17 protein-coding genes and 5 pseudogenes are annotated in these 24,866 nt (G+C 68.6%); 3 read left to right on the top strand and 19 right to left on the bottom strand.

Annotated features, from left to right (window positions below):
- Positions 1-505 precede the first annotated feature (505 nt).
- From OG972_RS46720 to OG972_RS46675, 10 genes are all read right to left on the bottom strand, one after another.
- Complete coding sequence (locus tag OG972_RS46720) at positions 506-1,285, bottom strand: SDR family NAD(P)-dependent oxidoreductase (RefSeq protein ID WP_266992901.1); 780 nt, start codon at positions 1,283-1,285, stop codon at positions 506-508.
- Between the two features lie 137 nt (positions 1,286-1,422).
- Complete coding sequence (locus OG972_RS46715) at positions 1,423-4,257, bottom strand: right-handed parallel beta-helix repeat-containing protein (RefSeq protein ID WP_266992900.1); 2,835 nt, start codon at positions 4,255-4,257, stop codon at positions 1,423-1,425.
- A 41-nt stretch (positions 4,258-4,298) separates the two neighbouring features.
- Positions 4,299-5,150, bottom strand: a complete 852-nt coding sequence (locus tag OG972_RS46710; protein WP_266992899.1) for an SMP-30/gluconolactonase/LRE family protein — start codon at positions 5,148-5,150, stop codon at positions 4,299-4,301.
- A complete protein-coding gene (locus OG972_RS46705; protein ID WP_266992898.1) occupies positions 5,147-6,652 on the bottom strand; it encodes an aldehyde dehydrogenase (NADP(+)) in 1,506 nt (501 codons plus the stop codon). The genes OG972_RS46710 and OG972_RS46705 overlap by 4 nt, the downstream gene beginning before the upstream one ends.
- A complete protein-coding gene (locus tag OG972_RS46700; protein ID WP_266992896.1) occupies positions 6,649-7,494 on the bottom strand; it encodes a fumarylacetoacetate hydrolase family protein in 846 nt (281 codons plus the stop codon). Before OG972_RS46700 ends, OG972_RS46705 begins: the two co-directional genes overlap by 4 nt.
- Positions 7,491-8,702, bottom strand: a complete 1,212-nt coding sequence (locus tag OG972_RS46695; protein WP_266992894.1) for a mandelate racemase/muconate lactonizing enzyme family protein — start codon at positions 8,700-8,702, stop codon at positions 7,491-7,493. Before OG972_RS46695 ends, OG972_RS46700 begins: the two co-directional genes overlap by 4 nt.
- Before the next feature lie 31 nt (positions 8,703-8,733).
- Positions 8,734-9,756, bottom strand: coding sequence for a substrate-binding domain-containing protein (locus tag OG972_RS46690; protein WP_266992892.1), 1,023 nt, complete (start codon positions 9,754-9,756; stop codon positions 8,734-8,736).
- Between the two features lie 72 nt (positions 9,757-9,828).
- Positions 9,829-10,833 (bottom strand): ABC transporter permease, encoded by a 1,005-nt coding sequence (locus OG972_RS46685; RefSeq protein ID WP_266992890.1) that lies wholly within the window; start codon positions 10,831-10,833, stop codon positions 9,829-9,831.
- Positions 10,830-11,588: an ATP-binding cassette domain-containing protein gene (locus OG972_RS46680; protein WP_266992888.1), complete on the bottom strand. Its 759-nt coding sequence runs from the start codon at positions 11,586-11,588 to the stop codon at positions 10,830-10,832. The genes OG972_RS46685 and OG972_RS46680 overlap by 4 nt, the downstream gene beginning before the upstream one ends.
- Before the next feature lie 10 nt (positions 11,589-11,598).
- On the bottom strand, positions 11,599-12,420 hold the full coding sequence (locus OG972_RS46675) for a FadR/GntR family transcriptional regulator (protein WP_266992886.1): 822 nt from the start codon (positions 12,418-12,420) through the stop codon (positions 11,599-11,601).
- A 140-nt stretch (positions 12,421-12,560) separates the two neighbouring features.
- Here OG972_RS46675 and OG972_RS46670 point away from each other — a divergent pair, with 140 nt between their 5' ends.
- Positions 12,561-13,616 carry an alcohol dehydrogenase catalytic domain-containing protein gene (locus OG972_RS46670; RefSeq protein ID WP_266992884.1) on the top strand — a complete coding sequence of 352 codons (1,056 nt, stop codon included), beginning with the start codon at positions 12,561-12,563 and terminating at the stop codon, positions 13,614-13,616.
- 310 nt (positions 13,617-13,926) lie between these two features.
- On the opposite strand, the gene OG972_RS46665 is transcribed toward OG972_RS46670, so the two are convergent.
- The 5 genes and pseudogenes from OG972_RS46665 to OG972_RS46645 all read right to left on the bottom strand — a co-directional run.
- A complete protein-coding gene (locus OG972_RS46665; RefSeq protein ID WP_266992882.1) occupies positions 13,927-14,646 on the bottom strand; it encodes a hypothetical protein in 720 nt (239 codons plus the stop codon).
- 447 nt (positions 14,647-15,093) lie between these two features.
- Complete coding sequence (locus OG972_RS46660) at positions 15,094-16,185, bottom strand: integrase core domain-containing protein (RefSeq protein ID WP_266992880.1); 1,092 nt, start codon at positions 16,183-16,185, stop codon at positions 15,094-15,096.
- Between the two features lie 547 nt (positions 16,186-16,732).
- Positions 16,733-17,095: pseudogene (gene ssb, locus OG972_RS46655) on the bottom strand (single-stranded DNA-binding protein); the annotation flags it as partial.
- Between the two features lie 60 nt (positions 17,096-17,155).
- Complete coding sequence (locus OG972_RS46650) at positions 17,156-18,370, bottom strand: IS110 family transposase (RefSeq protein ID WP_266992878.1); 1,215 nt, start codon at positions 18,368-18,370, stop codon at positions 17,156-17,158.
- Between the two features lie 258 nt (positions 18,371-18,628).
- Positions 18,629-18,739, bottom strand: a pseudogene (locus tag OG972_RS46645) (single-stranded DNA-binding protein); the annotation flags it as partial.
- 143 nt (positions 18,740-18,882) lie between these two features.
- On the opposite strand from OG972_RS46645, the gene OG972_RS46640 reads away from it, so the two are divergent.
- Positions 18,883-19,098: a helix-turn-helix domain-containing protein gene (locus OG972_RS46640; protein ID WP_266992876.1), complete on the top strand. Its 216-nt coding sequence runs from the start codon at positions 18,883-18,885 to the stop codon at positions 19,096-19,098.
- Positions 19,099-19,691: 593 nt separating this feature from the next.
- On the opposite strand, the gene OG972_RS46635 is transcribed toward OG972_RS46640, so the two are convergent.
- The 3 genes and pseudogenes from OG972_RS46635 to OG972_RS46625 form a co-directional block, all read right to left on the bottom strand.
- Positions 19,692-21,128, bottom strand: a complete 1,437-nt coding sequence (locus tag OG972_RS46635) for an MFS transporter (protein ID WP_266992874.1) — start codon at positions 21,126-21,128, stop codon at positions 19,692-19,694.
- A gap of 510 nt (positions 21,129-21,638) precedes the next feature.
- Positions 21,639-21,863 (bottom strand): helicase associated domain-containing protein, encoded by a 225-nt coding sequence (locus OG972_RS46630; RefSeq protein ID WP_323135991.1) that lies wholly within the window; start codon positions 21,861-21,863, stop codon positions 21,639-21,641.
- Positions 21,864-21,931: 68 nt separating this feature from the next.
- Positions 21,932-22,141, bottom strand: a pseudogene (locus OG972_RS46625) (IS6 family transposase); the annotation flags it as partial.
- 8 nt (positions 22,142-22,149) lie between these two features.
- On the opposite strand from OG972_RS46625, the pseudogene OG972_RS46620 reads away from it, so the two are divergent.
- Positions 22,150-24,257 (top strand): annotated as a pseudogene (locus tag OG972_RS46620) (ISAzo13 family transposase).
- Here the strand turns inward: OG972_RS46620 and OG972_RS46615 are convergent.
- A pseudogene (locus OG972_RS46615) lies at positions 24,249-24,850 on the bottom strand (IS6 family transposase); the annotation flags it as partial. The pseudogenes OG972_RS46620 and OG972_RS46615 overlap by 9 nt on opposite strands.
- Positions 24,851-24,866: the final 16 nt, after the last annotated feature.

Raw genomic sequence — 24,866 nt, 5'->3', positions numbered from 1 at the left:
CTGTACCGTGCCACGGTCTGCGTGAGGCGCGCAAGGGTAGATCTGAAATATTCCTCCTTGTCCACGGCGTCTCCTGCCGAGATATCCCGGCATGTCCAGAGACTTTCCAGTTAGCTTTTTATTTGATCTTTGCGAGCTTTGTTCCGATTGCTTTCGGTGATGGTCTCGGGGCGTTTGGTTGTTTTGCCGACGTCGCAGCGGGTGGCGGGCCGCCGGTTCTTGGAGCCAAGTGGCCGCCGATCGCGCTGGGTCGACCGTGGACGAGGTCCGGGCGGTGCTCGCGGGGAAGAGCCCCGGCGAGGTGCTGCTCCGACGGCTTGGGCCCGCGCTCGACTCCGAGCCGAGGACCGCGGCTTCCCGGCCAACCAAGTCGGTGTTGGAGGACTCGGTACGCCGACGCAGATCCCACTGAGTAGGCCGTGCTGTGGTTGGTCTGTGCGCATTACCGGCGCATCCCGAGATCGATCGCACCGGCTCGGTGTCGGGCGCCGGGCAGTGAAGCCGGTCAGTCCATCGGGTACAGGCTGGCGCCGCCGTCGATGACGAGGGTTGAGCCGGTCATGTAGGCCGATCGAGGGGAGGCCAGGAACAGCATGGCGTCGGCGACCGACTTGGGGTCTTGGAGGGTGCCGAGGGGGATGGCCCTGCGGGCGCGCGCTTGGTAGGTCGGATCCGAGTCCCATTGGCGGCGCGCCATTCCGACTCCGACGATGCCGGGCGCGAGGGCGTTCGCGCGGATTCCGTGTGGTGCCAGCTCGCGGGCGAAACCGCGCATCAGCGCGCGCACCGCGGCCTTGCTCGCCGCGTACGGACCGATCTCCGGCCAGGGGACATCCTGGACCCAGCTGGTGGTGAAGATCAGGTTCCCCGGTCGCCCGGCCGTGCGCCACCGCTGGGCGGCTGCGCACGCGGTCAGGAACGAACCGCGCAGGTTCACGGCCATCAGGTTGTCGAACTCGTCGATGGGGTACTGCTCGATGGGAAACGAGCCCACAAGTCCCGCGTGGACGGACACGATGTCCGGTGCGGCGCCGAGCATATCTGTGGCGTCATCGAGTATCGACTCGACCTGGGCCGGCGAACGGACATCACAGCTGAGATAGTTCTCGGCGCCGAAACGGTGGGCAGTCAGCTGTTCGGCGGCGTCAGCAGGGGACGGCAGGTCGCTGAGCAGCACACGCGCGCCTGCGTCGGCGAAGGCGGCCGCGCAGACGATTCCGATACCGCCGAGCGCCCCGGTGAGGAGCACGGTTTTGCCGGACAAGCCCCACGGATCAGCCTGCACAGTCGTTCGCCACCTTTCAGAGTGTCCGGGATCCTTTGCCACTGTCGGCACTGGGTGCCGCTGGCCAGGTCGGCCAGCGGCACCCCGATGCGTGATCAACCCGCCGGTGCCGAATCAGCAGGGTCGGGCGGGTCTGATTACTTCAGAGTGCCGCCGAGGGCAGTCCAGCTGCTCCAGCCGTCCGCGGTGGTCCAGGTCCGTTGCCAGAGCTGGTTGTCGGTGCCGCGGACGAAGAGGTTGGTGCGGCCGTTGATCGCTGTGAGCGCGGGTGCGCCGGTGAAGGTGCCGGCGTTGGGCCCGCCGAGCCCGGTCCAGTCGGTCCAGGACGTGCCGTTGAAGGTGCGCTGGTGGATCTTGTTGTCGGTGCCGCGCACGTGCACGGTGATGTTGCCGTTGGCGTCGGTCGCCGCGGCGGGGCTGTCCACCAGAGTGCCGCCGTGGGCCGTCCAGCCAGTCCAGCCGCCCGCGGCGGTCCAGGTCCGCTGCCAGAGCTGATCGTCGACGCCGCGGACGAAGACGTCGGTGCGGCCGTTGACCGCGGTCAGAGCGGGTGCGCCGGTGAAGGTGCCGGCGTTGGGCCCACCGAGCCCGGTCCAGTCGGTCCAGGACGTACCGTTGAAGGTGCGCTGCCAGATCCCGTTGTCGGTACCGCGCACGTGCACGGTGATGTTGCCGTTGGCGTCGGTCGCCGCGGCGGGGCTGTCCACCAGAATGCCGCCGTGGGCCGTCCAGCCAGTCCAGCCGCCCGCGGCGGTCCAGGTCCGCTGCCAGAGCTGATCGTCGACGCCGCGGACGAAGACGTCGGTGCGGCCGTTGACCGCGGTCAGAGCGGGTGCGCCGGTGAAGGTACCGGCGTTGGGCCCACCGAGCCCGGTCCAGTCGGTCCAGGACGTACCGTTGAAGGTGCGCTGCCAGATCCCGTTGCCGGTACCGCGCACGTGCACGGTGATGTTGCCGGCGGCGTCGGTCGCCGCGCCCGGACCGCTGGGATTCGTTGCTACCGGCCTGCCCCAGGCGTCGGTGGTGGGGACGACGCGCGACCACACCTTGATCGCGGTCGAACCTCCGGCGGTCTCGAACGGGCCGGGGAACGGGGTGCTGGTGGAACGCTGGAGCCCGAGGTAGTCGGTCGACACCGACATGGCCGAGCCGTCCGGGTTGGTGAACGGCTGGTTCGGCCTCGGCGCGTTCGCCAGCGACGAGGTGCTCACCAGTTGCTGGGTCGAGCGCCACGACTCGGCCCGCGGCACCGTCAGGTACCAGCCCTCCTTCTCCTTGCTGAGTGCAGGAAAGTATTCCACCGTGGATGCGTCGACGCCGCCCTGTTCCTGCGCCGACTTCTTCGCGCCCTTGGTAAAGACGTTCGCCTTCATCGAATTGGGGAACTCCGCGCTCGCCGAGTCCCACGGGGAGAGGTTGGCCGGACCGCCGAGGATGTTGTTCATCCACTGCTGCGCCCCGAGGGGGATGCTCGCGTTGGCGATCGTCGTCGTGGTGTGCGGCTGCATGTACGGGGTCTGTCTGCCGTCCGAGTTCGCGGAGATGGCGCCGGCCACGAGGTTGTGCGCCCAGGCCGCCCCGTCCGTCGAGGACCAGAGAACGTTCCGCGACAGCATGACGTTGTTGGCCAGGAACAGCGGACCGTGGTCGACCTCGCAGAAGAAGTCACGGCGGTTGTCGTGGAACAGGTTCCCGAGGACACGGGTTCCCTGTGCCATCCAGTCCAGCCAGATCGCCGCATTGTCACCGGTGTTGTAGATGTGGTTGCCCGAGATCACGACGTCGATGGCGGCGTGCAGCTTGATGCCCGCCATCTCGGCCCCGCCCCAGATGCCCTGGGTGTTGCAGTGGTAGATCTCGTTGTCAGCGATGACACTGCCGATCGCGCCGAGCGAGCCGACGATCCCGGTCTGGCCGCAGTGGTGGATCGTGTTGTTCTCCACCACGTGGCCGCCGATGTTCGCGAACGACCAGCCGCCCGTCTTCTGCGCGTCCTCGATGGTCAGGTAGTAGCCCTCTGTCGTACCGCGCGTGCCGTCGTGCTCGTCGGAGTACTTGCCAAGGGCGATACCGCAGCACCGGGAGTAGGCGATCTCGTTGTCCGTGATGATCCAGCCCTTGCACCAGTAGGCGCTCACCAGTCCCTCCTGGCCCATGGTGGGTGCGGCCCAGTTCGTCGCGGCGTTGCGGAGGGTGAAGCCGCGGATGGTGATGTAGTCGCAGTTCGTCGCGGCGGGCTTGACGACGGTGCCGCGGATGCCGACCTCGACCTTGCCCCGGTTGGGGTTGACCCCGGGGAACTTCGCGGTCAGCGTCGTGTAGCCGTCGGGGTCGTAGGAGGGCTTGTAGGTGGGCGCGGTCCCGTTGACGAGGCCGTCGACGCTCGACCACCAGGACGCCGCCGTGTTCGAGCCCACCGCGGCCAGGCTGGTCGCTTCCGGCAGCCACGCACCATCGAGGTACACCATGCCGCGGCGGTGGAGCCTGCGGTGGCCGTCGAACCAGTCACCGTGCACCTGCTCCGCGTACGGATTGAACCTGTTGAAGTACGAGTTCGCAATCCTCAGCTGCCAGACATCCCCGGACACCTGGGTCCAGGTCGTGAACAGGTCCGATCCTGTGATGGTGACATCGGCGCCCTTGTCGACGGTGTAGGTGATCCGGGCGCTGGGGTGAGTACCGCCGCGCGGGAGGACGACCTCCTCCCGGTAGATCCCGGCGCGGACCCGGACGGTGTCTCCTGGCTGGGCCTTCTGGGCGGCGGCGTTGATCGTGCGCAGTGGTTCCGCGGAGGTACCGGGTGCGGTGTCACTGCCGTTCACGGCGACGTAGTACGTGGTCCGGATCTTGGGCTCGGCGGCTGCCGTCCCGGCGCCGACCGCGACGCTCAGCGCGGTTCCGGCGCCGATCGCCAGCAGCGCCCGGCGCGAGACCTCTGCGCGGACGATGGAGTCACGAGTCGGTTCGATCATGGTGAGCCTCCAGCATTTCGCGTGCCATCAATGGGTTGTTGTCATCCAGCGAACGGAAACGGAGCGAATCCGCCCACCGGCGGCTCGGCGACGAACACCGCCCCAGCCCCGGGTTCCGGGTCGTTCAGCGCGTACCGGGACGTGGTGATGTAGAGCCGGTCGAAACCGGGGCCACCGAACGCGCAGGCGGTCACCTGGGCGACGGGCAAGGTGATCTCAGCGTCGCGGCGACCATCCGCGGCGATGTGGATCAACTTGCCTGCACCGAACAGCGCCAGCCACACCCCGCCCGCCCGGTCGACCGCGATCCCGTCGGGGAAGCCGTCCTGGGCGAGACTCTCGACCTGGGTGCGGTCGGTGATGGCGCCGTCCGGGGTGACGGTCAGGACGTCCAAGCCATAGGTGAGGCTGTCGACGTAGTACGCGCGGGTGCCGTCCTGGGTCCACCCGAGGCCGTTGGAGCAACCGATGCCGCCCAGCACCTCCTGCTTGGTGCCATCGGTTTCCAGTCGCCACAGCGCGCCCGCGCCTGGCGCCAGGTCGTAGGCCATCGAGCCGCACCAGAACCGGCCCTGCGGGTCGCAGGCGCCCTCGTTCATCCGCACCGTGTTGCCCGACCAGCCCGGGATCTCGGCTATCTTGGCGAAATCGGCGTCGAACAGGGCGAAACCGCGCTCCAGCCCCGCGACGTATCCACCGGCGCGGCGCGGGCGCACCGCCGCGACCACGGTCCCGAGCGTGATCCGGTCGGTGGTCGCGCCGCTCTCGTCGAGCAGCACGATATCGCCCGCCAGCATGTCGAGGACCCCCAGCCCGCGCTCGCCCAGCCAGACAGGTCCTTCGCCGTGGTGGGTTATCGCAGGGGTCAGCCGGGTGGCCTCGATGGTCTTCACCGCTTTGCCTCCTCCACTGTGAGGGCGCCGTTGACCCGCCGGAGGACACCGTCGGGGTTGGCGTCGCGCAACCATTCGGGGAGCACGTCGTCGGGCGCGTTCTGATAGGCCACCGGCCGCAGGAACCGGCTGATCGCCCCGGCCCCGACCGCGGTGTGCCGCGCGTCGGTGGTCGCGGGGTAGGGACCGCCGTGGACCTGCGCCCAGGTCACCGCGACACCGGTCGGCCAGTCGTCGACCAGCACCCGGCCGGCTCGCACTGCGAGCGCGCCGACCAGATCGCGGACATCCTCGCCCGCCCCCCGGTGCACGGCGCCGGTCAGCGAACCAGGCAACAAGTCGAGCAGCATGCGCAGTTCGGCGGGTGACTCGTAGGAGACGAACAGGGTACTGGGGCCGAAGCGTTCCTCGATGGGCTCGGGCGCGGCGAGCACCTCGCGTGCCGCGACCGAAGCGATCGAAATCTGCTCACCTGCGCCGGTGGGGTGCGCGGCGAGTCCCGTCCCGACCACGTCGACGGCCGGCCGGCTGAGGAGCCGGGCGATCCCCGTGCGGTGCCGGTCCCTGATGCTCTTGTCGAGCATGGTTGGGGCCGGGCGGTCGGCGACCAGCGCGGTCAGCAACCGCGGCACCGCGCTGTCGCCAGGGACCATGATCAGCCCGGGCTTGGTGCAGAACTGTCCTGCGCCCAGCAGGAACGACTCGCACAGCCCCTGGGCCAGGGCCGCGGGACGTTCGGTCGATGCCGACTCGGTGATCACGACCGGGTTGACGCTGCCCATCTCGGCGAAGAACGGGATCGGTCGCTCGCGGCCCGCCGCGATGTCGTGCAGCGCCCGCCCGCCCGTCTCCGATCCGGTGAACGCGCCTGCTGCGACCGCCGGCGAGCGCAGCGCGGAGACCGCCGGGTCAACGCCGTGCAGAAGACCGAACATCCCGGACGGGGCGCCCCGCTGAGCCAACGTGTCGCGGATGATCTCGGCGATGGCGTCGGACAGCAGCGGGTGCGCGGGGTGTGCCTTGACGATCACCGGACATCCCGCCGCCCAGGCGCTGGCGGTGTCGCCGCCCACGACGCCGAACGCGAACGGGAAGTTGCTCGCGGTGAACACCAGGACCACGCCGATCCCGGTGCGGATGCTGCGCAGGTCCGGGCGCGGTGTGGGTGAAGCCGCAGGGTCGGCGGTGTCGATTGTCGGTTCGAAGGGCGCACCGCTTTCGGCGTAGGCGGCCAGGTAGCGCAGTTGTCCAGTGGTCCTGGCCAGCTCCGAAGGCAGCCGGGGCCGGCCCAGGGCGGTCTCCTGGTCGGCGAAGTCCACCAGTGCCTCGGTGTTGGCGTCGAGCGCGTCGGCAACGGCTCGGATCCATTCGCCGCGACGGGTGGCTGTCGTCGCGGCGAGGACGGGCCCGGCTGCGGCCGCTGCGGCGAGGATGGCCGCCAGCTCCGCCGGCCCGGTGCCCAGGACGGAGTCGTCCCTCGGATTGTGGCTGACGGTGATCATGCGCCCACGCCCGTCATCACGTTGGTCAGCTCGCCGACCTGGCCGATCTCGACCCGGACCAGGTCGCCGGTCCGCAATCCTTCGCCCAGCGGCGGGACGGCGCCGGTGCCGGTGCTGAGCACGGCGCCGTCGGGGAACTCCTCGGCGCGGAACAGCCAGTCGACGAGTTCGGCGTAGCCGCGTTTCATGGTCGACGTGCGCGCCTGCCCGGTGAACACCGCCGTGCCATCTCGGCGCACCTCGATCGACACCGGGAGGTCGTCCGGCCGGGTGATCGTCCACCAGGGCACGATCTGGTGGGACAGGGCGCAACTGCCTGCGTAGAGCTTGGCCTGCGGCAGGTAGATCGGGTTCTGTGCCTCGACGCTGCGCGCGGTGAAGTCGTTGCACACCAGCGCGCCGACGATCTCGGCGTGCGCGGTGAGGACGAGCGCGAGCTCCGGCTCGGGTACCGTGTCGGTGCAGTCGGACCGGATGCCCGCGGGTTCGCCGTCGGTGCGCACCCGCCAGGCAGCGGACTTGAAGAACAGTTCCGGACGATCGGCGTCGTAGACGTCCTGGTAAACCAGCTGGTGCCGTGACTCCTCCATCCTGGCGGCCCGCGACCGCAGGTAGGTCACCCCGGCACCCCAGACCTCGGTGCGGCCGTCAATCGGCGCGAGCAGCGGGCCCGCATCGATGGGCGCGCGGCGACGGGCGGAGTCGAGGAGCTCCCGGATCCGGGTGACCCGATGCCTCAGCAGGGTCGCCATGTCGGGAACGTCAACGGGGTGGATCCCGCCTGTCCCGGTGACGCCGACCCGCGGCAGGCCGCTGTCGTCGTGGTAGCGGACGAGGTTCACGAGCGTCCTTTCACAGTCGTGAGATCCGTGACGCGGCAGCGGGTGCCGGGATCGGTGCGTAGGTCGGCGGTCAGTGTGAGCCCGAGACCGGGGCTGTCGTTGAGCCGGGCGAGGCCGTTGCGGATCTCGGGCAGTCCCTCGACGACGCGCGGGTACCAGGTGCGCAGGAACGCGCGGACGGTCTCCTGTACCAGTGCGTTCGGTTGGGCCATGGTCAGGTGGAAGCAGGCGGCGAGGGTGATCGGTCCCGTGCAGTCGTGCGGTGCCACCGGGACCGCGAAGGTGTCCGCGAGGGTCGCGACCTTGCGGGCTTCGGTGAGACCGCCGGTCCACTGCACGTCGACCGTGCAGTAGGAGATCCGGCCCTGCCCCAGCATCGGCAGGAACCCGCGACGGCCCAGCGCGGTCTCCCCGGTCGCGATCGGCACGCCCACCTCGTCGCAGAGCGCGCCCAGTGCGTCCACCGCGTCCGGTCGTACCGGGTCCTCCACCCAGAACGGCTGCAACGGCTCCAACGCGTGGCAGATCTCCACTGCCGCTTGACGCGACCACAGGCCGTGCAGCTCGACCATCAGGTCGAGGTCCATGCCCACCGCGTCGCGGATCTCCCGCACCACCGCGAGCGCCCGGTCCATCTCGGCAGGCGTGATCCTGGTCCCGCCGGAGGCTTCGGCGGCGTGGTCGAACGGCCACACCTTCATGCCGCGCAGCCCCTCCGCGCGCAGTTCCTTCGCCAGCGCTCCGGGGGTGTTCAGGAACGCCGTCAGGTCCTCATACCGTCCTTCGACCGCACCCCAGTTCGATGACGTCTGGCGGGAGGTGTCCTGGATGTAGTCCGGACCCGCGCAGGTGTTGTAGACCGGGATCTCGGCGCGGACCGGGCCCCCGAGCAGCCGCGCCACCGGGAGCCCGGTGTGCCGGCCGAGCAGATCCCACAGCGCGATGTCCACCGCGCCGTTGCCGCGTACCTCGACGCCGCCACCTTGGAATCCGACGTAAGGGGCCAGGAGTTGCGACACCGCCTCCGGTGACGGATGTTCCTGACCAACGAGCAGTGGGGCGACGTGGTCGTGCAGGTAGGCTTCGACGGCGGCGGACTGCATGAACGCGTCGCCGAGGCCTACCTGGCCGTCCTCGGTGTGCAGGACCACCACGCACAGGTTCTTCTGGAAGGCCGGGCGCAGTGTCTCCAGCGCGACGATCCTCATCGACACCACCGGCCTTCCGCGGTACGGATGCTCATGCGAACTTCGCCTCCCGGTCGGCCACCGCGGCCACGTTGGCGGCGTCGACGACCTCCGCGCCGGTGTCATAGGTGAACGACGGGTAGCCAGGGTGGATCTGCTGGGCCAGCAGTGCCGCCGCGACCCAGCCCTGGGCGTAGGGGTTCTGTCCGATGGTGAAGTCGACGCTGCCGTCCTTGATCCCGTTGAGCACCGGGACGGTCATGTCGAACCCGCCGTTGGCGAACCTGCCGACCAGGTTCTTGCTCTTGGCCCAAGTCGACACGAACTGGCACTCGAACGCCGTGCCCGCCCAGCCCGCGATCGAGGCGGGGTCGCGACTGTAACGGTCGTTGATCTTCGACACCGCGCCTGCCTCATCGGTGCCGACGATCAGGTCCTCGGTGGTGAAGGAGGTGCCGTTGGCCTTGTTGTGATCCTCGACAGCCTTGCGGATACCCGCACCGCGCTGCTCCAGTGCCGAGTTGCCCGCCTGGATCTTGCCGATGATGATCGCGCCGTCCTTGCGGCCGCCGTGCTTGCCGATGTACTTGAGGATCTGTTCACCGGCGGTCACGCCCGCGGGGACGAACTTCTGTCCGACGAAGCCCACCCCCAGCTTCGCGTAACCCTCACTGGCCACATTGGACAGAATCACGGGGATCTTCGCCGCCAGAGCCGCCTTGATGACCCCGTCGTAGGAGGTTTCGTCGATACGGGTGAGGATCAGGCCGTCCGGTTTGGCGTTGACCGCGTTCTGCATCATGTTCACCACGGCCGACTGGTCGAACGCGGCCGGGCCCATGAACTGGGTGTTCCAGCCCATCGCCTGGCCGAATGCCTCGAACCCCTTCTGCACGGGCGAGAAGAAGCTGTTCTTTTCGTGCACGACGAAGATCACCTTCTTGCCGGCAAGGGGGCCGCCGCCCGACGAGTTCGTCGCGGTGGTGGACGAGCACGCGGCCGCGAGGGCGCCCGTCGCGGCGAGGGACAGACCGCCGCCGAGCAGTGACCGTCTACCAATGGACTTTTCGGACATTGTTCGCTCTTTCCGGGAGAAGAGATGGGGGGGGTGGCCATGAAGGAACGCGAATGGTGGTGGAGAGCGGAATCAGCGCAGGGCGGATTGCCTGGAGGCGATGAATCGATTGATCAGGACCGCAGTCAGGATGAGTACGCCCGTGGCGACCTGCTGCCAGTTCCCTTCGACGCCGAGCAGCACGAGCGCGTTGCCGATCAGGCCGGCGACCAGGGCGCCGAGCAGAGTGCCGACGATGCTGCCGACACCCCCCGCCAGGCTGGCGCCGCCCACCACGACCGCGGCGATGACGCTGAGCTCGAATCCGTTCCCGGTCAACGGGTTTGCGCTGCCCAGCCAGCCGACCAGGATCACCCCCGCCAGCCCGCACAGCGCGCCAGTCAGGGCGAAGCAGAGAACCTTCACCCGGACCGCGCGGATGCCCGCGTTCGTCGCGGCCTTCATGTTGCCGCCGGTGGCGTAGACGTCATAGCCGAACTTGGTGCGCGAGAGCACCCAACCGAACAGCAGCATCACCGCGGCCATCCAGATCGTCTGCGCGGCCAGCGAGCCGATCGCGTTGCCGCTGACCAGATCGTGGAAGCCCGGGTTGGGCGGTCCCGACATCGGCACGCCGTCGGTAACCAGCAGTGCGGCGCCGCGCAGGATGGCCAGTCCGGCGAGGGTGACCACGAACGACGGCACCTTCGCGACGGTGGTGATGAGTCCTTGGACCAGCCCGATCAGCGCACCGAACCCGACCACGAGCACCGTGGCGAGCCAGACCGGTAGCACCATCTCAGTGAGCGTGTAGGCGGTCATAACCGACAGGAAGCCGTACTGGGATCCGACGGAGAGGTCGATCTCGCCCGCGATGACCAGCAGCGTCATTCCGGTGCCGATGATGCCGATGAACGCGATCTGCTGCGCCACCGATATAAGGTTGTCGCTGGTCAGGAAGTTGGGCACGAACACCGTGCAGAACAGGAAGATCAGCAGCGTTGCGCTCAGCACGCCGAACTCGTGCGCGCCGAAAAGCTTGCGCAGGGGCGAGGGGGCCGCGTCGCGGGTCGTCGCGATGTCGATAGTCGTGGTCATGACGCCACCTCCGTGTGAACGACGGTGTCGGCGGCGATGTCACCGAGGATCAGGCCGACGATGGTGGCCGCATTGGTGGAGCGCGCATCTCGCACACCTTGGACCTGGCCTGCGCGCATCACCACCACGCGGTCGCAGACCGCGAGCACGTGGTCGACGTTGTGGCTCACCACGATCACCGCGGTGCCGCGCTCCTTGAGCCGGGTGATCAGCTTCAGCACGTTCGCCTGTTGCTCCGGGCCGAGGGCCGCGGTCGGTTCATCGAGCAGCACCACCCGGCCGCCCTGGTGGACCGCGCGGGCGATCGCGATGCACTGGCGCTGACCACCCGACAGACCGCCCACGGGCAGCCGCACCGAGGCGATGCGAATGCTCAGCTCATCGAGCACGCTCCGCGCCTCGCGCCGCATCCGTCCGCGGTCGACCACCAGACCCCGGCGCGGTTCGCGGCCGAGGAACACGTTCGTGGCGACGTCGCGTTGGTCGACCAGCGCGAGGTCCTGGTAGACGACGGCGATGCCGTGCGCGGTGGCATCGCGAGGGCTGCGCAGCTGAACGGGCCCGCCGTTCATCGTGAACGTGCCCCCGTCGGGCCGCACCGCTCCGCACAGGACCTTCATCAGCGTCGACTTGCCCGCGCCGTTGTCGCCCATCAGGCCGACGACCTCGCCCTCCTCGATGCTGATGTCGACGCCACGCAACGCTTCCACGCCGCCGAACCGCTTTCGTATGCCGGTACCGGCCAAGACGGCCATAGGATCCCTTTCAGAGTGAGTCGTTCGTGCCGAAGCTGGACAGGTCGGCGATCGACCGGCTCACCTCGGTGATCAGAGAGGCCGCGTCCGGCGTGGTCGACGCCCGGCGCGTGAGGACGTCGGTCAACGCCGCGTCAAGATCGGCCCCGTAGTAGCGCTGCGCGGCCTCGATGTGCTGCGTCATCGCCGCACGCGCACCATCGGGGTCGCCGTTGGCGATGGCGTCCAGGATCACGTTGTGCAGCGGCACGGCCGCCCCGCGCACCACCCGGTCGGAAAGGCTGCGCACCACCACGCCATGCGTGAGCGGCCGGATCGAGCCGAACATGATCTGGATCACCGGGTTACGTGACGCGATCGCGATCGTCTCGTGAAAGGCCGTGTCGAGTTCGGCGAGCCGCGACAGCGCAGACTCCTGGTCGAACGCGGCCAGGATGCGCCGCATATCGGAGAGGTCGTCGCCGGTGCGATGCTGCGCCGCGAGAGCCGCGGCCTCACCCTCCAGCATCGTGCGAGCCACCACGAGGTGCCGCGCGGTCACTTCGCCGCGGCGGGCCAGCAGCAGCGGATCGCCACCAGTACTGCTCGGCCGCACCTCCAGTACGAAGCTGCCGCGGCCGGGCGCAACGCTGATCAGGCCGCGCTCCTGCAACGACCGCAGCGCCTCACGGATCACCGGGCGGCTCACCTCGTACTCCTGGGCGAGCACTCGTTCGGACGGCAGCCGCGTGCCCGGCTCCCACGCGCCGTCGAGCAGGCGTTCTTCGAGCATCGAGGCCACATCGGCGCCGGAGGGAGGTGGCTGGCTGGGGGAACTGGTAAGACCGGTCATGCCGCGGAGTGTTGTCCACGGTCCATCTCGTCGTCAATACCTCTGACCAGCGAAATCTTGTTCAGGTGGATGCCTGGCCAAACCGGTCTGACCAGATGTACTCTCCGGCTCACCCACGGTCTGAGTGAGGAGTCAGTCACATGCTTGCCGCCCGCTGGCACGGGCGCGGAGACCTCCGCGTCGAGCAAGTCGAGCTGCGCCCGACGCGCGATGACGAAGTGTTGGTCAAGGTGCACTGGTGCGGTATTTGCGGCACCGACCTCGAGGAGTTCCGCGCCGGGCCGCTGATCATCCCGGCCGACGCCCCGCACCCCGGGAGCGGCCGGATGGCGCCGCTGACGCTGGGGCACGAGGTGGTCGGCGAGGTGGTGGTGGCCGCCAGGGACGGCAGCGGCCCCGCGGTCGGCACCCTGGTCGTGCCGGATGTGGTCAACGGCTGCGGCCGGTGCTGGTGGTGCCTGCGCCACGAGGAGGGGCTGTGCCCTGAGCTGTCCGTGCCGGGCCAGCAGGACGACGGCGGTCTCGCCGAGTACATGGTCGCCAGGGCACGCACCTGCGTACCGCTTCCCGAGGGTCTCGCACCGGAGCGGGCGGTCCTGGCCGAACCCGCGGCCGTGGCCGTGCGTGCGGTCCGCAAGGCGCCCAGTCCGATGGGGGCGACGGCCCTGGTGATCGGTGGCGGCACGGTCGGCCAACTGGCCGCCCAGGCGGCCCTTGCGACGGGCGCGACCCGCTGTTGGTTGGTCGACCCGAGTCCGTTCCGCCGCGCACACACCGAATCCCACGGTGCGACCAGAGCCTGCGCGCCGGACGAGCTCGACGCCCTGCTCGCCGAACTGGGCCCGCCGGGCTTCGATGTGGTCTACGAGTGCAGCGGCGCACCCGGCCAACTCGACCGCGCCCTCACCGCCTGCCGCCGCGGCGGCACCGTCGTCGCCGTCGGCCTGGGCGGGGAACGCCACGCGATCTCCCTGCCGGAACTCGTGCTGGGTGAACGCTACTTGGTCGGCTCGGCCGCACACCTGTGGGACGTCGACGTCGCACTGGCCGTGCACTGGCTGGCCGACGGCCGATTCACCACCGACGGCCTGGTCACCCACCGCGTGCCGCTGCCCAACCTTGTCGATGCCGCCCTCCCACTGCTGACGTCCCCATCCGGCGACGTGCTGAAGGTCGCGATCGATTGCCAGGTCTGACTGGGCGTTTGATATTGATTCACACTGACCGCTTCAACACACTTTGTCAGGATTTGCCACTGACAACCATGGCCCGAAACTCCTGGAAGCTCCCTGCAGGCAGGGAGCTTCCAGGGCATTGCTAATGCCAAACGGAATCCGAGGGCTATGTGCGAGCTAAACGGATGCCTCGATAACCAATGCAGGGCAGACGATTAGACCCTCAATAGGACGGAGTTACCCGAAAGCCGCCGGACTCGAAGGCGACCTATCTCTACCAAGCATGCCTAAACGCCCTCTGAGACAGAGTCGCTCGCTCCCAATACACCGCTCACATGAGAGGGCGATTGGAAGACGCGTACTCATCCGCGATGTTGAAGACGCTGGCACAGCGTGGGCATTCCGCCTGGCCGAAGAGATGGGTGATTCCGTCGGCGAGCACAACTTCCCCATCACGGACGGCAATCTCGTGCATCCAACGACCGATGCCGGAGAGCCCCTCGGGGGACGCTGGCCTCAGGTCGCGTCGGTCCACGTCGCCCAGGTTCCAGTCCCGGATCGCTGAATAGCGTCCGCAACCGCCGATGGCGATCGTCACCTCCACAGCGCAGTGAGGGCAGGCGACCTGGTAAAAGTCGTCCGAGAAGTCCCCCAGGACCGCACTCCAGTGGTAGTGCCCTTCGACCGCGATCAAGTCGCGGAAGGTCGCGAGGTAGTCGTCCGGCCGCGACCGCAGGTGCCGATCCAGCAGCTCACGGAACTCCGCGATCGCTTCGGCACAGCCCGCCAGCAGGTCGTCGCAGCCATGGCCCCCTGCCGCGCACCGGACGATCGTCCCAGCCAACCCACGCGCCCGCGCGCTCCGCGACGCTAGACACACCAGACGCGGCAGTGCGGCAAAACTGGCGGGAAACACCAAGCCGCACTCGAGGACCAGCCGATAACCCAGCTCATCCCACGCCTCTGCGTCGCCCTCCCGCTCGGCCCGCGCCAGGAGCTCGGGGACGCGATCGACGTCCCCGTAGCAGTCGTACATCTGTGCCCAGTTCACCACCTGAGCATTTAACCGCCCTGAGGCTGCCGGGGACGATCCCGCATCCATGAACGCCGTTACACGACCCATCGGACAGCCCCTAGTCGGACAGGGCCTATACGGTTGGGCGGCCGGGCTCCTCGTGGGTCAGGGTGTATCGCCGGTCCAGTGGAAGCGGCCCGCCTCGCCGGGGCATGGGTCGTACAGCGCACGTCCGCCGAGCAACGATCCGAGCACGGTGAGCGGGGTGGCGCCGGTGTCCTGCCCGTAACGCCCAAGAGCAGCCCGTCGAGTTGCCCGCCTACCCGTCGGCGCCGGGCCCAGGTCGGGGTCGTTATAGACGTGGCTGTAGATCCGGCCGCGTAGCACCGCTCGTCGTCGCCGCCGGTCATGCGTTCAGCGTTCCAGCCACCACCGACATTGATAGCGGCGACGGTGCGGGTGCCGATTAATCATCCGACCTGCTCAGGCGGCATGTTGGTACTCATGCAGGGTTCCGCCGAGCCGGTCTCGTCGGTGGACCTCCAGATGTGCGATCTGTCCTGGTTCGGTGATCGGTTCAGGTAGCGGGCGGAGCGGGGCGGCTTGGCCGAGGGGCCGGTGCGGCCGATGCCCGTTATAGAACGATTCGAACTCTTGGACCACGTGCAGGAGGTGGCTTTGGTTCCAGATCAAGGTGCGGTCCAGCAGCTCCCTGCGGCAGGTCTGTGTCCAGCGCTCCGTGATGGAGTTCATTCGGGGCATCCGGACACCGCTGGTGACGACCTCCAACCCGGCGTCGGCGAGCACGGCATCGAAGGCCTGTGTGAACTTCCGGTCCCGGTCGCGGATCAAAAACCTGGCCTGGCTGCCCGCGTCCTGGAGATCCATGGCGAGATTGCGTCCGACCTGTACCACCCAGTCCGCGGTGGGGTGTGCGGTGGCGCCCAGGATCCGGATCCTGCGGGTGGTGTGCTCGATGACGGCGAAAACGTACAGGCGTGCCCCGGCCATGGCGCGGGTCTCGAAGAAGTCGCAGGCGAGGAGCGCGTCGGCCTGGCTGCGCAGGAAGTCGGCCCAGGTCGTGCCTTCGCGTTCGGGGGCGGGCGGGATGCCGTGCTCCTTGAGGATCTCCCAGACCGTGGAGGCGGCGACCTTGATGCCGAGCGCCGCGAGCTCACCGTGGATGCGCCGGTACCCCCAGGAGCTGTTCTCACGTGCCAGGCGCAAGACCAGACTGCGGATCGAGCGGACTGTGGGCGGGCGCCCCCGCCGCCTCGGTGCGCACGTGACGGCATGGCGCTGTTTGAGCAGGTCGCGGTGCCATCGCAAGATCGTGTCGGGACGCACCAGCAGCAGGAGCCGGCGCAGCTTGTTCATCGGGAGACGATGGAGCAGGCCGGCGGGCAGCGCGCGGTCGGTGTCGGTGAACGCGGGCTTGCCGACCTGGCGCTGTAGGACCAGCAGCTGGTGCCGCAGCGTGAGGATCTCGATGTCTTTGTCCCGCTCACTCATCGGCAGCAGCCGCAGGAGCGTGAACGTATGGGTGACGGCGAGGTAGGCCAGGCGCAGCAGCACGACAGATCATGATGCCGCCGACGGCCGTCCGGGTGAACAGCACGGGCGCGAGTGGCGCGCGAGCAGAAGGCCTGCCAGTAACGCTCAAGCTCCTGACCTGGCCGGATGATTTGTCGGCACCCACACTGCTGTCACGGGCAGGTGCATATCCGTGCCGCCAGCGCCTCTGCCGCCTTGCGGGCCGAGCGTGCGTCCGCGTGTTCTAGGGCGTGCGGAAGGACTGTGAACCGGGCGCCGTCGTCGGCTGGCGCGAACCACGCGAGATAGGGGCGCCATCCGGGCCGGGGCGCCATGCGGTGGGTGATCAAGAGCACGCCGCGCCCGCAGAACGTGGTGCGGGAGTACGACTCGTCGACCAGGCCCTGCTCGAAGAATGGGTTGCCCGCCTGCCACGCGGCGAGGCGTACGTGCTTTGAGGTCGTCCATCGAAAACGGCTGCTGCATGGGGACCACCTCAGCGGCGGGGGCGGGGCGGCGGTGCCGCCGTGATCTTCTCCTGCTCATGATCTGGTCCACGGCCGCGGACCGTGCCAGGTGCCGCTGGACTTTAGAACGGGTGCGGCTCGCCACCGGCGGGAGCCTGCGCCTGCCTGGCGGGGCGGGACTCCGCAGCAGGGGCCTGTCCCTGGCGGGGCGGGGCGTCGCCGACACTGCGGGTGACCTTGGTGACGGCCGCCTTCGCGTAGGAGAGGGAGGCCGCGACCTCCTCGGCGTCGACCTCGACGACGGTGCGGCGCTGGCCCTCCTTGTCGTCGAAGGTGCGCTGCTTGAGCCTGCCGTTGACGATGACGCGCATCCCACGCTGCAGCGACTGGGCTGCATTCTCGGCGGCCTGGCGCCAGAGCGAACAGCGCAGGAACAGAGGCTCCCCGTCGACGAACTCGCTGCGCTCGCGGTCGAAGGTGCGGGGGGGGTGCCTCTATGTCCTTCGTCAAGTTCGTGCTGCCGGTTTTGAGGGTTTTCATCCTGGTCATGCGGCGAGGGTGACGGTGGGGGTTCGGGACTCGTAGAAGGTGCCGTCTCGGAGCATGGCGAACAGGACGCTGGTGCGTTGGCGGGCGAGGCGGAGGAGGGCCTGGGTGTGGGTTTTGCCGCGGGCGCGTTGCTTGTCGTAGTAGGTGCGGGAGGCGGGATCGGCGTTCATGCAGGCGAAGGCGGAGAGGAACATGGCGCGTTTGAGTTGCCGGTTGCCGCCTCGGGGTGCGTGCTCGCCGTGGATCGATGTGCCGGACGATTTCGTGGTGGGGGCGAGGCCGGCGTAGGAGGCGAGGTGGGCGGCGGTGGGGAAGTTGGTGCCGTCTCCGACGGTGACCAGCAGGACGGCGGCGGTCCTGACGCCGACGCCGGGCATCGACGTCAGGACCGGGGAAAGAGGGTGAGCCTCCAGCAGGGTGTTGATCTGGGCTTCCAGAGCCCGGCGCTGTTCCTGGACGGCCGCGAGCGAGCGGGCCAGGGAGGGAACGACGATGTCGAGGGTGCCGGTCCCTGGCACGACGACGGTCTGCTCGTCGAGCGCGTCGAAGACGTCGTCGATCAGCCGGGTGGCCATGCGCGGGGCCTTGGGCCGGACGAGTTCGACGAGGCGGCGGCGTCCGGCCTTTCGCAGTGCGGCCGGGGATCCGTGGCGTTCAAGAAGCCAGGTGACGGCCTGGTGGTCGAGACGGGGGCCCAGGACACGCTCCAGGCTTGGGTGGAACTGGGTGAGCAGGCCGCGTATCCGGTTGGACGTGCGGGTGGCCTCGGCGGCCAGGTCCTGGTCGAAGCCGACGAGCACGGTCAGTTCGGCGGTGATCTCGTCGGTCAGTTCCAGAGAGCGCAGGGTGTGCGGCAGGGTGCGGGCCGCGTCCGCGATCACCGCCGCGTCACGAGCGTCGGTCTTCGCCTCGCCCGGATACAGGTCGGCGATCCGGCGCATTGCCAGGCCGGGCAGGTAGGCGACCTTGCAGCCCGCGTCGCGGGCCACGGCCAGCGGGAGGGCGCCGATCGAGGCGGGCTGGTCCACGATCACCAGGACGGTGCCGAACTTCGCGGTCAGCTTGTCGAACGCGGCCCGCAGCCTCGGCTCGCTGTTGGGCAGCTGCTTGTCGAGGACCTTCTTCCCGGCCGGGGTGAGTCCGTGGCCGTGATGAGCACTCTTGCCGACGTCCAGGCCGAGGAACACGCCCACGTCTTCGGTATCGAACATCGCGCCCCTCCAGGCGAGTTGAACGTGCCGGCCTCGGCAGTGGTGTCGTACGCGCGCATCCACGTTATGCAGACCTGCCGCCCGCGAGCTGTCCGGCATTGCGCCGGACCGGGCAGTGGCCGGACCTCTCATCAGCGTCTCCGACGGCACCTCCCGGGCCCGGTGACACCACCCCCAGGTCATCTGTTCGACAGGGGGACACAGTCATGCCGGGCCCGGAGGCCAGCGGCCCTCTTGCAGGACCGCGAAGAACATAACGGGGGTGGACGCGATCGTGAACCCGACAACGGGGATACCCGAGTTGGTGTACCGCAGTTCGGGGTCGGCGGTCAGGTTGCCCACCACCGTCACCAGCGTCTCGCCCGCCATGACTACCGTCCCTTCAACCTGCCGCACCGTGGATGAGCCCACCGTACCGGCGGGCAGTGACAGTTCGGCCGAATCGGTGGCCGCAGCCGTCCACTGCACGCGATCATGGCGGTATCTGCTGCCTTGTGGGAGGGAATTTGCTGATGTCCAGGAAGACACCGGCCCGCAAACTGATGGCGGGCCCGGACCGCGACCAGGTCGCCACGGAATTGCGGAAGAGGTACGAAAACGGTGACTCCGTTCGTTCCATCGCCGAAGCCACGAACCGCTCCTACGGCGGCGTACACCGCCTCCTCGCCGACGCCGGGGTGACCTTCCGCTCCCGCGGCGGCGAGACGCGCAAGAAGACCGGCACCTGACCGTTCCCCGACGCGGCCTCGGCCGCCATGTCCTGCGCGGGCCGCCGGACCGGACGCTCAGGACCGGGTTCTGGGCTGTTCTGTGGGCATCAGCGCAGGTCACGCACTTTTGGTAGCACTTGGCGGAAGTTTCGGGAGAGTACCCCCACATTTAGGGCCCCGGACCTCGCGGTCCGGGGCTGGTCTATCGGGTGCGATGGCTGCGGCTTTCGCTGTCGCTGATGGCGGAGAAGAGTGCGACAACGTCCTTCTCAGCGACTCGCTTCATGGCCTGCCGGGAGATTCGGTATCGCAGCCAGCACCTCCACCCCACGGACAGCACCGTGAGGACACCAAGCAGCAGCATTGGCTGCCATGGGAGTCCGTCGAGCGGTACGCCCGCCGCGGCTCCGGCCGCTGCTGTTCCGCTGCCCGGCGGCCTGATCACTTCGCGCGGACAGCGTGTGCTGACATGCCGCACATGGCGTAATTGGTCGCTCAGGCGGCTTTTCAGGTCATCCTGTACTGAACGGCCCTTCGCCGGTTCTCTGGCCTGTTGTTCTGGTGGCCAGCGGCCTACGCAGCCCCGCCTGCCTCAGTGGGTACCGCCGGCGTCAGACGCTGGCCCGCTCGCTCTCCGGAGCGGCGGTGGCCTGCTGCGCTGCAGCCGCCTTGTCGCTTCGCATCGCCAGCAGGGTGATCAGCCCACCCGCCGCAGCGATCGCGGCGGCCCAGATGAACGCGGCGCTGAAGCCATCCGTCAGTGCAGGCAGGTTGCCCAGCTGACCGGCGCCCTGCGACGTGGCCACCGCGGTCAGCGCGGCGAGGCCGAGCGCCGAGCCCACCTGGTAGGTGGTGTTGACGATGCCTGACGCCAGGCCCGCCTGCTCCTGCGGGGCTCCGGACATCGCGGCCATCATCGCCGGGATGTAGGCGAGCGACATGCCGAGCGCGGCGACCAGCGAGGCCGGCAGGACGTCGACCACGAAGGTGCCGGTGGGCTCGACGGCGGACAGCCAGAACAGACCGGCGGCGAGGACGAGCAGACCGCCGCCGATCAGCGGCTTGGCTCCGAACCTCGCGAGCAGCCTCGCGGTGATCGCGGTCATGAAGATCATCAGCAGGCCGGTCATCGGCAGCAGCGCGGCACCCGACGCGAAGGCCCCGTAGCTGAGGACCTGCTGGAGGTACAGGTTGAGGAAGTACCACATGGGGATCCACGCGGCGCCGAGCAGCGCCATGGCGAGGTTGGCCGAGCCGAGCCGCGGGACGCGCCAGATGCCGAGCGGCATGAGCGGCTCGCGCACCGTCTTCTGGATTACGAAGAAGAGCACGAGCAGCGCGGCGGCGCCGACCAGCTGAAGCACGGTGCCGGTGGAGAGCCAGCCGGCTTCCGGCGCGCGGACGATGGCGAAGACGGCGAGCGCCAGGCCGGCGGTGACCGCGGCCGCTCCGAGAACGTCGACGGCACCGCGACGGCTGCCGACGGCGGGCAGGAGCTTGGTGGCGGCGAGCGTGGCAACGCCGATCGGGGCGTAGATGATGAAGATCCACGGCCAGCTCAGCCACTCGGTGAATACGCCGCCGAGGAACACACCGGCCGTGCCGCCCGCGGGAGCTGCAGCGCCATAGAGCGCCATGGCTTTGCCAAGTTCCTTCGGGTCGTGCGCGAAGAGCATCATCAGCAAGGTCATGGCCGAGGGCGCGATCAGCGCACCGCCCACGCCCTGCACGGCACGGCCGACGACCTCCACCCAGGCCGTTTGCGCGGCTGCCGCGACGATCGAGCCCGCGATCAGCACGACCCAGCCGGCGCTGAATATCTTGCGAGCGCCGATCAGGTCGGACAGGCGGCCACCGAGCAGCAGCAGTCCGCCGAAGGCGATGACGTACGCATTGAAGACCCATTGCAACTCGCCCTGCGAGAAGCCGAGGTCCTTCTGCATCTCGGGGAGCGCCACCCCGATGATCGACGTGTCCATGATCACCATGAACTGCGCTGCGGCGAGCACGACGAGCGCCCACCAGCGCCTGGGATTGACGGTTGACATGGGTCCGACCCCTTTCTGTATACCCCCCATGGGTATATGACGGCTGCACCATAACATACTCCTGGGGGGTATAGAGAGGCCGCCCGGCTGCGCTCAGGAGCCCGGCTTGATTCCTCGCCGCCGTCTGTGGGCGGGTGGAAGCGGCCGTACATATACGGGCGGGCCGGCCAAGTGTGCTGGCAGACCCGGAAACATGACCCTCCCGCGAGATCCTGAAGTCTCGTCGCGTTGCTCACGCCCGCAGGTGGTCCTCAAAATCGCCTCCAGGGTGATCGTCGGAGCCCTGTTGGTGTGAGCAAGCGTGACCAGAGCGATGTGGCAAGCCACCGAAGGAAATGGGGGCACGGCAAGACCGGACAGAACCATCACGCCCGAGCCGGCCGGACGCCTCTCCGACCACCGCGGACGGCGTTGCCGGCTGTGTTGGTTCGGGTGTTGCGGGGGCCGACGGTGCGGCGTTTGCCGGCTCTGCGTCGGGACGGGGAGCTCGTCGGGCGGCGTTCTGCGCTGCTACACCGCCCAGTGGTATCCGAGGTTGGCGAGCTGTGTGAGTTGGTGGTCGGTGAGTCGGTCGCGTCGGGTTTTCTGGTTGCTGAGAAAGACGCCGAGTCGCACGGTCGTGCCGTCGGGAAGTTCTTCGATGTGGGCTCTTCCGACCACAGTCTTGCCTTCACGCGCGATGTATTGCTGGAGGGCCATGATGCCGCGTGTGAAGGCGTCGGAGGGCGCTGTCACGTTGTTGGCTGCGTGGGTCTCTGACGATGCGTCGGGGCGTAGTGGGGGCCGGGGTTTCGGGCTGGTGCTCAGGCTTCGGCGGGCTGGTCGGCGGCGCCGGTGGCCTGGTCCCAGCTCGCGAAGCGGATGGTCATCTCGGCTCGGTAGCCGGGGGCGCTCATCAGGTGGCGGCGGGGCTGGAAGTGCGGTGAGATGCCACTGAACGCGGACAGGAACCGCTGGGCCCCGCCGGGGGCTTGTAAAGAATCAACGCGTTGCTTTGGGGGCTCTGGCGCGTTGGTCTGGTATGCGCATACCGAGTGAGGTTCGTGATCAACTCGCCCTGAGGTTCGGGGTGTTGTTTCCGCATCTGGATGAGCGGCAGCAGCGGCTGGCGCTGGCCACCGAGGCCCGGCTGCTGGGCCATGGCGGGGTCCGGGCCGTCGCGCGCACTGCGGGCGTGAGCGAAACGACGGTGCGGAAGGGGGTCTTCGAGCTGGAGGGCGGCGAGGATCCGCTGCCCGGGTGGAGGGTTCGCCGCTGTGGTGGCGGGCGCAAGAGTGCCGAGGAGCTGGACCCGCGGCTCGTTCCGGCTCTGCTGGCGCTGGTCGAGCCGGACGAGCGGGGTGATCCCATATCGCCGTTGCGCTGGACGACCAAGTCGCTGCGGCACCTGGCCGAGGAGCTCGCCGGGCAGGGGCATCCCGTCTCGGCGCCCACGGTGGGCCGGCTGCTGCGGGAGAACGGCTTCAGTCTCCAGGTCAACGCCAAGACTCTGGAGGGCAGGCAGCACCCTGACCGGGACGCCCAGTTCCGCTACATCAACGAGCAGGTCAAGCAGCACCAGGGTGCCGGGGAGCCGGTCATCAGCGTGGATGCCAAGAAGAAGGAGAAGCTCGGCCAGCTGCCCAACGCCGGCCGTGAGTGGCGCCCGAAGGGCGAGCCGGTCAAGGTGGAGGACCACAGCTTCTTCTTCTGTGCCCGGCCCGACGCCGAGCAGGCCATTCCCTACGGTGTCTACGACCTCACCGCCGATACCGGCTGGGTCAACGTCGGGTGCGACCACGACACGGCCGCCTTCGCGGTCGCGTCCATCCGCCGTTGGTGGCAGGCTCGCGGACGAGACGACTACCCGCAGGCCACCCGGTTGCTGATCACCGCGGACGCGGGTGGCTCCAACGGTTATCGCAGCCGGGTCTAAAGGCCGAACTGGCCGCGCTGGCCGCCGAGACGGGCCTGAAGATTACGGTGTGTCACTTTCCGCCGGGTGCTTCAAAATGGAATAAAATTGAGCATCGGCTGTTCTCCCACATCACGATGAACTGGCGCGGCCGGCCGCTGACCAGCCACGAAGTCGTCGTCCAGACCATCGCCTCAACCCGGACCCGCACCGGGCTACGGGTCGAGGCCGCCCTGGACACCGGCGCCTATCCCACCGGCGTCACGGTCGGCACCGACCGCATGAAGGCACTTCCCCTCGAGCCGCACACCGAGCGCGGCACCTGGAACTACACCATCCGCCCCGCGGACAAGCCCACCGTCCCGGCGGCCCCCGGGAAGGCCCCGCTGCTGGAGCGGGCAGCGGACCTTGAGCTGCTGTCCGACCCGCGCCTGACCGGGATGAACCACGAAGAACTGGACGCGATGGCCCGGCGCCTGGCCCCCGCCCAGGCCGCACGGCGCGAAGAACTCCGCCACCAGCAGCGCGGCGGGAAACGCCGCCAGGTACCGGGAGCCCACGGCCGGTCCCTGCTCTCGGCCAGGGACCGCCTCCTGATCACCGTCCTGCATCTGCGGCAGGTGTGCGCCCAGAAAGTCCTGGCCGAGATCCTCCAGGTCACCCCGCCGGCGATCGGCCAGGCAATCAGGGAGACCCGGCCTGTGCTGGACGAGCACCACTACGCCATCACCCCCACCGCCTTGCACTTCACCCAGGCGCAGGAGGTCCTCGCCTTCGTACGGACTGGCTCCGCCACCCCGCCCCGGCGGTCGGACATCTCCACGGTGCTGACCGACCCGTCACTGACCGGCATGAGCCGCGAGGACCTGCAGAAACTGACCGATCGGCTGCTGGTGAGGTATACGGCCCTGCGGGAACGGCGCCGCTACCAGCGGCGCGGCGGGCCGCGTCAGCCCGGGACGAACGGAGGCGCCTTCCACCAGAAGATCCTCCACGCGGAACGCATCCTGATCGCAGTCCTCCACCAGCGCACCGTATGCACCCGACAGGTACTCGCTGACCTGTTCGACGTCACCCCGCAGACCATCGGCACCATCTTCCGTGACCTCCGCCCCCTCCTGGAGGAAGACGGCCACCTCCCGACACCGGCCACGCCCTTCCGCACCGCAGCGGACCTCCTCGCCTCCGTGGCACCACCCGAAAACGCTCCGCAGAAGGCCGAATCACCACGTTGATTTTTTACAGCCCCCGACGGAACGAAAGCCTTTCATCGCCCGTTCGCGTTGCCTGGTGGGCTGGTGGCTGTTCTCGGCCCGGTTGTTCAGGCCCTTGTGCGAACGGTGCTCGGCCGACGGCATCGCCTCGCGGTGGGCAGCGCCGTAGGAGCGGAGCTTGTCGGTGACGATCACCCGCGGCACCGCCCGGGTCTTCGTCATCAGACGGCGGAAGAAGCGCCTGGCCGCGGCCTTGTCCCGCCGGCTCTGGACGAGAATGTCCAGGACGTTGCCGTCCTGGTCCACAGCCCGCCACAGGTACTTCAGCTCGCCGTTGATCTTGATGAAGACCTCGTCCAGGTGCCACTTGTCGCCGGGCCGGGGCGCCTGCGGCGCAGCGCGTTGGCGTAGGCCTGCCCGAACTTCCGGCACCATCGCCGGACGGTCTCGTGGGAGACGATCACGCCGCGCTGGAGCATCAGCTCCTCGACCTCACGGAAGGACAGCGGGAACCGGAAGTACAGCCACACGCAGTACGAGATCACTCGACCGGGTACCGGTGACCCTTGTCCGACGGCGACATGCCCTCCACGGACGATCCCCTCCACCAGCAATCAACCCGAAGATCAT

Source organism: Streptomyces sp. NBC_01669 (genome assembly GCF_026339735.1).
Taxonomy (GTDB): Bacteria; Actinomycetota; Actinomycetes; order Streptomycetales; family Streptomycetaceae; genus Streptomyces; species Streptomyces yanii.
Note: the sequence above shows the minus strand (reverse complement) of the source record. Positions and strands in the feature narration are given on the sequence as shown.